Raw genomic sequence first — 8,363 nt, forward strand, 5'->3', positions numbered from 1 at the left:
AGCTTATGTGCCAAAACTTGGCGCGCCAGCACTCGTGCAGGCATAACAGTCCTGCTGACGAGAGCTACCACCAGGACACGATCAAAGCCGGCGACGGCCTTGATCATGGCAGGGCGCTTCTCCGCGTACTGCCACCAGTAGTCGCGGTAAACCTTGCGATTGTTTGCCATGCGCACGGGTTTGACGTCGCGTTCGACGATGGTGAAGACGTCGGGGTAGCTGCGGGCCCGCTCTTCGGGCCAGTCGTGGAAGTTGATCACCCAGCGGCTCGCGGAGCAGTCGGGGCGGGTGTTGAGGTCCTCGCCGTTGAGGTAGGGGAAGAGGACGTCCCGGTTGCGGGGGTCCCGCTGAATCAGGGCGTCGGCCTGGTCGGGGGTGAGGACGAAGCCCTTGCCGAGTACATACGAACCGATGTAGGAGCGTCCTCGATTGGATACCAGGCGACACCTGCCGTGCTTTACAAAGTGGATGGCCAATCCTCTACGCAGACTCCCAGCCATGTTTCAGCAGGTCCACGATACGACCAGAGCATGACGACAGGACCGAGCAGGTGATATCCCGCAGGGCCGAGCAAGCCAACGAGGCAGAGGTCCGGGCCACGGCACCGGATCTCCGCGAACTCGACGAGGAACTGGTATCCGTATGCGGCCTCACCAGTCCATGATGTCGCCCATGGACATCGAGGGTTTCATCGAAGCGCAGCGTGCCGACGGTTACTCACGCAACACAATCGGAGCTCGGGTCCGATGCATCAGGGCGATCGCGCGCCACGCCGGCACAGCCGCCGGCAAGCTCACGCTCGACTCCGTGGTGGCGTACTTCGCAGACAGGGAGCTCCGCCCCTGGTCCCGGCGAACCTACCTGAACCACCTCAAGGTGTTCGGCAAGTGGCTCGGGGTCGACCTGATCGAGGGGATCCGCAAGCCCCCGGCCCCGAGGTCGACGCCCGATCCGCTCTCCGAGCAGGATCTGAAGAAGCTGGTGGATGCCGAACAGGGGCCACGAAAGTTGTGGGTCCTGCTCGGCGCGTTCTGCGGCCTCCGCGCCCATGAGACGGCGAAGCTCTCTGCCGCCGATGTGATCACAGGGGACGGGGGCGAAATCGTTCTCAGGGTGACCGGTAAGGGTGGGCGGACCGACGTCGTCCCCGTCCCGCCGGTCGTCCTCGAAGCGCTCGATCTGGCAAAGAGCGGTCCGCTGTGGCCCGGGGTGCGGCCCGAGCGGGTATCCCGAGCGGTCGCGGTGGCGGCGGCCAAGCTGGGCATCCGGATGCGGTACCACCAGCTCCGACACCGTTATGGGACGGCGGTATACCGATCATCCGGGCGTGATCTCCTGCTCACCCAGCGGCTCATGCGGCATTCATCACCGGCGACGACGGCCGGGTACGCCGCCGTGGCCGACGATCAGATGCACGTGGTGGCCTATGCGTTGCCGGGCGCCGATCCTCAGGGGACTCGATCGGCGTCAAAGAGGCGCAGCTCGCAGCCCTGTTCGACCTGTGAGCCCGTCCGCCAAAGCAGAGCAACCAAAAATTGAGCCCCCCTCGGATCGAGGACTGATCAGCACATGACAGGTGGAACTGAGGTGCGCTCGATATTCACAGAGGTCCGCGCCATGCCTGGATGGTCGATACCCTCAGCGCTCCAGTTACCCGCCGGACGGGAGAGGACTCCGTTCATGCCCGACCAGCAGCCTGACGCCACGGGCTTCGCGGTTCCACACCCCATCGACGAGGTGCCCCAGAGCTTCCTGACCGGCGACTCGCACGACGTGCGGAGCGCGCTGGAGAAGTACATCTCCCGCGATCTTCTCGGCCCCTGGGACGGCGAACTCGAAGAGCTCGCAACCCACTCCGCCGGTCCCCTGGACCGCTACCTCGTCGGCATGCTGGGTCCGAAGCGCATCCCCGCTGAAATCAAGGACCACAACGCGGCGGCCCGCAAGGCGGCACAGGACGATGACGACGGAGCCAGGTTCAGCGGCGGAGGGGACGGTCAGGACGCCGAACTCCCGGAGCTGCTCACACCACAGGTGGCCGGCCGGATCTGGGCGTCATCCATGGGACTGTCCTTCGTCGTTCCGGCCTCGATCGGTGAGATCAGCGTCGTGGCGTCCTGGGGCAGCTACACCCAGGGCGAGTCACTGTCCGACTCCGCTCGGCCCACTCGTCGCTGGGCCCGCCGACCGGTCAGCCACGAACGGCTGATCACCGTGACCACCGTCGGCGACCAGGAGTCCTACCTCCTGGAAGGCGAGCACGCCGACCAGCCATCGGTCCAGCTCCGGGTCAAGGTCCGGAGTCGGGTCGAGGATTCCGACGGCGAGAGTGGCACGGAGCTGCGCGTCGTGGAGGTCGCTCTCGTCAACGCGTTGGACGAGTCGCGCGACCTGCGCGACGCCAACTGGCTCTTCCAGACCAAGCTCGAAGTCACCGGCTCGACCAAGGGCGCCGCCGTCTTCCTGCCGATCGACGACCCCCTGCTTCCCGGTAACGCCCGACGTGCACCCGAGGACCCAGAGGAACGTCGCCTGAGGCTGCTCTACCGCGACCAGTTGCGCCATGCCGTCGGCCGCAACGTGGCCGTGCACCCCAAAGTGGGGGAGGGTGAACGCCGAGCGTACGAACTCGTCACCACCTGGCTGCCCGCCTACGACGTCGCCGCGACCACCGCACCCGGTATCAAGCGACAAGAACTCCTGACCGGCCTTGAACTGTCCATGGACAAGCTTGCCGCCCTCGCGGTTCCCGCGCACCGCGAGCAGCTCGTCACCGCGCTCCGGCCGCTTTCGGACGGTTACGCCGCCTGGCTCGCTCAGCAGCGCAAACGCGCTCAGCAGCTTCCCAAGGACCTGGAGAACAGCGCTGAAGCGGCCATCGACGAGGCTCGGGACATCTGCGCACGGATCTCCGAGGGCATCGACACCCTGCTCGCCGATCCCCTCGCGCTCGAAGCTTTCCGCTTCGCCAACCAGGCGATGGCACTTCAGCGGCGCAACACCGCTCTGGCCACCCTGCGCGCGGCCTCCGAGGACGGCTCACTGACGTACCGGCAAGCCAAGGCGGAAATCGACAGCCGAGGTGAGGCGGCTGCGAGCTGGTACCCCTTCCAGCTCGCGTTCGTCCTGCTGAACCTCGCCTCCCTCAGCGACCCCGCGCACCCCCACCGCGGCACCGGCCACGAGGCACTGGTCGACCTGCTCTTCTTCCCCACCGGCGGCGGCAAGACCGAGGCGTACCTCGGCCTGGCCGCGTACACCTTCGCGCTGCGCCGCCTCCAGGGCACCCTCGGCACCGGTCCCGACGCCCGCAGCGGCGAAGCCGGTGTCGCCGTCCTGATGCGCTACACCCTGCGGCTCCTGACCGCACAGCAGTTCCAGCGGGCAGCCGCGCTGGTGTGCGCCGCCGAGGTGCTGCGCCGCGAGGCGTACGACGGGGTGCGCGATGAGACCGGCGCCTGGGTCACGGCTCCCGATCGCCGATGGGGGGCCACGCCCTTCCGCATCGGCATGTGGGTCGGTGGCACGGTCTCCCCGAACTGGTACAAGGAAGCCGCCGAGCAGATCGCCGAAGCCCGGGAGGCAGGACACGGCAAGGCCGCTCGCGCCTTGCAGGTGCTCAGTTGCCCCTGGTGCGGGGAAGGTTTACGCGGCCACCAGGACCTGTCCACCGATGACGACCTTCGTCGCGTCTTCGTCTACTGCCCCCGCGGCGAGGGCAGGGACGCCTGTCCTTTCTCCCGGCGGCTCTCCCCGAACGAGGGCCTGCCGATCCTCACCGTGGACGAGGAGATCTACCGACTCGTCCCCAGCCTGCTGATCGCCACGGTCGACAAGCTCGCCCAGTTGCCCTGGCGGGGTTGGGCGGGCTTGCTCTTCGGCCGGGTCTCCGAGCTGTGCCCCCGGCACGGCTACCGGCACGGGGACCTGGACCAGGAGATCGGCTGCGGCAGCCACCACCAGAACAAGCGCGGTGGCAGAGCCAGGGGCGGCTTGGACAAGGTCGTCTCACGGCCCGTCACCCGGCTACGTCCGCCGGACTTGATCATCCAGGACGAGCTGCACCTGATCTCCGGTGCGCTGGGTACGACGGTCGGGTTGTTCGAGGCAGCGGTCGACCAGCTGTGCACCTGGTCCTACACCGATCGGGAAGGCACCGCGCACGAGGTCGGGCCGAAGATCATCGCTTCCACCGCGACCACCAAGCGCGCCGCCGAACAGGTGCTCGGGGTGTTCGGTCGCAAGGTCGCGGTCTTCCCGCCCCAGGTGGTCGACGCGGGGAACACCTTCTTCTCGCTCCAGGTCACCGTGACCAAGGACCAACCCGGCCGCCGCTACCTGGGCGTCTGTGCCCACGGCTTCCGCATCAAGGCCGCCGAGATCAGGCTCGCGGAGATCCTGCTGCTGGCCGGGCAGGAGCTGTTCGACCAGTACGGGTCTCCTGCGGATCCCTACATGACCCTGGTCGGCTACTTCAACGCCACTCGCGAGCTGGCGGGTATGCGTCGGTACCTGGACGACGACATCACCACCCGGGTACGCCGCAACGGCGGGGTCAAGGGGATCGCCGATCGCATCGTCACCAAGTCCGGGATGCTCACGATCCAGGAGCTGACCTCGCGGGTTTCCTCGGCGGACATCAACACGGCCCTGCGCAGGCTGGAGACGGGCTTCGACCCGGAGCACGACACCAGCCTGCGGCGCAAAGCCTTCGCCGCGGAGGTGATGGACGCGCTCAACAGCAAACCTCCTCGCAAGCCCCGTGGCCAAGGAGCGGCCCCGGACCACAGGGGCGTCGACGCGGTGCTGGCCACCTCGATGTTGCAGGTCGGCGTCGACGTGTCGCGATTCGGACTGATGATGGTGGTCGGCCAACCGAAGAACACCGCCGAGTACATCCAGGCGTCCTCCCGCGTAGGACGTGACCCGCAGCGGCCCGGCCTCGTCGTCACCCTCTACAACTGGACTCGACCGCGGGACCTGGCCCACTTCGAGGACTTCGAGCACTACCACTCGACCTTCTACCGCCAGGTGGAAGCCTTGTCCGTCACCCCTTACACCCGGCGGGCGTTGGATCGGGGCACCGCGCCCACGTACATCGCCGCTCTCCGACACGCCGCCTTCGAGCACTCGCACAACCTCGACGCCGGGACGCTCGACCTCGACGGACCGATCGCCCAACGGGTCGAGAAGCGCCTGCTGGAGCGAGCCGAGACGGTCAGGGGCGAGCTCGCTCGAAGCTACTTCAAGGAGCGCATCGAGGCTCTCAAGGATTCCTGGCGCAGCCGGCGGGAGAGCGACGGAGGCAGCCTCGGGTATAGGGAGAAGAAGCTCAAAGACCGGCATGTCGTCCGTCTGCTGCGAAACGCCGATGGCGGCCGGTGGAACGAGTTGACGGTGCCGCAATCAATGCGCGAGACGGAGAACGAGATCAATCTGTTGTTCCCCGGGAGCGGGAACTTCGCCGGGCAAACCGGTCCGGCATGGCGGTTCAGATCCCCTGCCGACACGGACCACAGTCCGGAAGGGGCGCAGGAATGAGTGGCGCGTACTACCGCAGGGTTGGCGCGGCGCGGCCCAGCCACCTGATGTACACCGGAGGCATCGGATCACTGGTCGACCTGCCGAACTTCTCCGTCCTGGTCAAGGGTCTGGAGTCGTGGACCTATGGTGGAGTGCACGGCTATGACGTGGACGAACCACGACTCCGCGCCGCCGTCAACCGTGCCCTGCAACTCTACGGTTCAGATCGAATTACCGAACTCCGGTCGGCCCCGTGGATGGAGGGCGCGGACCAGGACCCTAAGGGGCAGGCTGCCCAGCAGATCGGCGCGCCGGTCATACCATTCCCGCAATGGCTTCGCTGTACCGCGTGCAACGAATTGGGGCCAATCGGTTCAGATATTTTCCGCTTCATCAACTCGGTGCCGAGAGCTCCGCACGAGGCCAGATTCACTCATAAGGGCTGTGGGAAGAGGAAGAAGGAACCACTGGCCGTCGCCGCCCGCTTCCTGCTCGCCTGCACGGCCGGACACCTCGACGAGTTCCCCTACGTCGCCTTCGTCCACCACGGCGAATCCTGCTCCGAGGGAGTGCCGCGGATGAAGATGCTCGACCACGGTGGCAATCAAGCGGCCAGGGTCACGATCAGTTGCACCCCGTGCGGCACGCGCCGCAACATCCAAGAAGCCCAGGGTGTGCAAGGTGCGCAGAACCTGCCCGGGTGCCGGGGCCGGCACCCGCACCTGGATTCCTTCGACGAGGAAGGTTGTGGCCAGGCGGCGATGCTGCTGGTGGCCGGCGCCTCCAACCAGTGGTTCCCGATCACGCTCAGCGCTCTCGCGTTGCCGCAGACCGGTGACGAAGGGCTGGCGAAGCTGGTCGAGGCACGGTGGGATGAACTGCGGAAAGTGACCAATCAGGACGCCTACGACCTGCTGATCGACATTCCCATGTTCAGCTACCTCACAGATCATGACGCCACTGCACTGATCGCCGCCGTGCAGGCTCGACATGCAGATCAAGCAGGAACGGCCACGCCGGAGAAGGTCGGTCAGGAAGACCTCTTGTCCCCCGAGTGGGAAACGCTCTCAGCAGCCAAGTTGCCCAACCCCACTGATGACTTCGCCTTGGCCCACGTTCCGGTGCCCGCCTCGCTCACCTGCCTGTTCTCGCACGTCCGCCAGGTCGAGAGATTGCGTGAAGCCCGAGCCCTGGTCGGGTTCACGCGCCTCGACGCCCCGGACCCGGAGGACCCCGACCTGGTCACCCGGGTCAAACTCAGCCGCACTTCGCAGAAGTGGATCCCGGCGAGCGAGGTCCGCGGTGAAGGAATCTTCCTCAGGCTCGACGAAGGACTGGTCGCCGACTGGGTCACCCGGGTCGAGGAGTCGGCGCAGATGATCGCGCACCTGGAGTCCTACAAGCGTTTCCGGACCAACCGCCGTTCCGATCGCCTCACCGGCGCGTTCGATCCGGAACGCGGCTGGCCCGGCGAACGTTACATCGCCTTGCACACCCTGTCCCACCTGCTGATCAGGGCGATCGCGCTCGATTGCGGTTACAGCTCGGCCAGCCTCGCGGAGCGGATCTACGCGGGCACCGAGGACGATCCCCACACCGGCATCCTCATCTACACCGCTGTGCCGGACTCCGAAGGCACTCTCGGCGGCCTGGTGACGCTGGCGGAGGAGGAGCACTTCGAGCGGATCGTGCGCAGCGCCTTGGCCGGAGCCCGCCACTGCTCCTCCGACCCGCTGTGCGCGGAGCGGCTTCCCCAGACCCCGGCCGATTTCCTGCACGGCGCCGCCTGCCACGTCTGCCTCTTCGTCTCGGAGACGACTTGCGAGCGGGGCAACCGCTTCCTCGACCGGAGTTTCCTCGTGCCGATCGGCGACGACCCGTCCATCGTGCTGTCCCCGAAGGAGTTGACGGGGTGAGCAGAGCGGAGTTCGAGGCGGCAGCCGCCGAGGCGGTCGCCGTGCTCGGGCCCGCCCAGACCAAGGACCTGGCGGGGCAATTGGCCGAGGGGCGCAGTCGGGAGTACATCCTGCACGCGGTCCGGATGCGCACCGCGGGACCTACTGTCCACCGCCTGTTGAACGCCGTGGACCTCGCGGGCATACCTGCCGGTGAGGTGGCGATGTACCTGCGCGGCTTCGCAGCCGCCTGGACGCGGCAGCGGGAACTGACCGAGGTGCAGCCGGTGTGGAGCGGACCACCGACCCCCGGCGTACCGGTCCGGTCGACTGCCCAGGTACTGGTGTCCGTCGTCGGGCAGGCGACGACGGAGGTGCTGGCCATGACCTACTCCGCTGCTGCCTACAAACCGTTGACCGCAGCACTGCGCGCAGCGGCGGAGCGCGGAGTGGGGGTCGACATCGTGGTGGAGACGATCCAGGGCGCCGGCGGTCTGCTGACCGGCCCTGAACCGGCCCGGGCTTTCTCGGAACTGGCCGGGTTCACGACCGTGCGACTCTGGCACTGGCCGCTGGACCAGCGAGAGGAACGGGGTGCCCGGCAACACGCCAAGATCCTGGTGGTGGACCGACAGGTCCTGTTCCTCGGCAGCGCGAACCTGACCGCTTCCGGAGCGCGTCACAACATCGAAGCGGGCGTTCTGATCCGCGGCGGCACCGCACCGGCCCGCTCCGCCGAGCACGTCAGGGAGTTGCAACGACGAGGTGTGCTGCGGCCGCTGAAGTGACCTTGTCCCATGTCCAGAATTGAAAAGTTTCAAGGATAAGAAAGTCTGAATATGTTTTAGTAGCCGTTTCCGAGCTTGGACAGGTGACGGCTCTTTGGTGCGCAGACGAGGGAACTCCTGGTAGATCGGACGTTGTCGAAGCGCCGTTCTGCCAGGA

The 8,363-nt window shown here is 66.8% G+C and carries 4 protein-coding genes and 1 pseudogene; 4 read left to right on the top strand and 1 reads right to left on the bottom strand.

The features are described from left to right. Positions 1 to 476, bottom strand: a pseudogene (locus tag ACFP3R_RS37340) (SAM-dependent DNA methyltransferase); the annotation flags it as partial. Between the two features lie 196 nt (positions 477 to 672). Here ACFP3R_RS37340 and ACFP3R_RS37345 point away from each other — a divergent pair. From ACFP3R_RS37345 to drmC, 4 genes are all read left to right on the top strand, one after another. Then, a complete protein-coding gene (locus tag ACFP3R_RS37345; protein WP_380643742.1) occupies positions 673 to 1,539 on the top strand; it encodes a tyrosine-type recombinase/integrase in 867 nt (288 codons plus the stop codon). Between the two features lie 141 nt (positions 1,540 to 1,680). After that, on the top strand, positions 1,681 to 5,541 hold the full coding sequence (gene drmA / locus ACFP3R_RS37350; RefSeq protein WP_380643745.1) for a DISARM system helicase DrmA: 3,861 nt from the start codon (positions 1,681 to 1,683) through the stop codon (positions 5,539 to 5,541). Next, complete coding sequence (gene drmB, locus ACFP3R_RS37355) at positions 5,538 to 7,439, top strand: DrmB family protein (RefSeq protein WP_380643748.1); 1,902 nt, start codon at positions 5,538 to 5,540, stop codon at positions 7,437 to 7,439. Before drmA ends, drmB begins: the two co-directional genes overlap by 4 nt. Then, the gene (gene drmC / locus ACFP3R_RS37360; RefSeq protein WP_380643751.1) at positions 7,436 to 8,206 is read left to right on the top strand and encodes a DISARM system phospholipase D-like protein DrmC; all 771 of its coding nucleotides are present in this window, start codon (positions 7,436 to 7,438) and stop codon (positions 8,204 to 8,206) included. The genes drmB and drmC overlap by 4 nt, the downstream gene beginning before the upstream one ends. The last annotated feature ends 157 nt before the right edge of the window (positions 8,207 to 8,363 follow it).

The sequence above is a fragment of the Saccharothrix lopnurensis genome, from assembly GCF_042658445.1.
GTDB lineage: Bacteria > Actinomycetota > Actinomycetes > Mycobacteriales > Pseudonocardiaceae > Actinosynnema > Actinosynnema lopnurensis.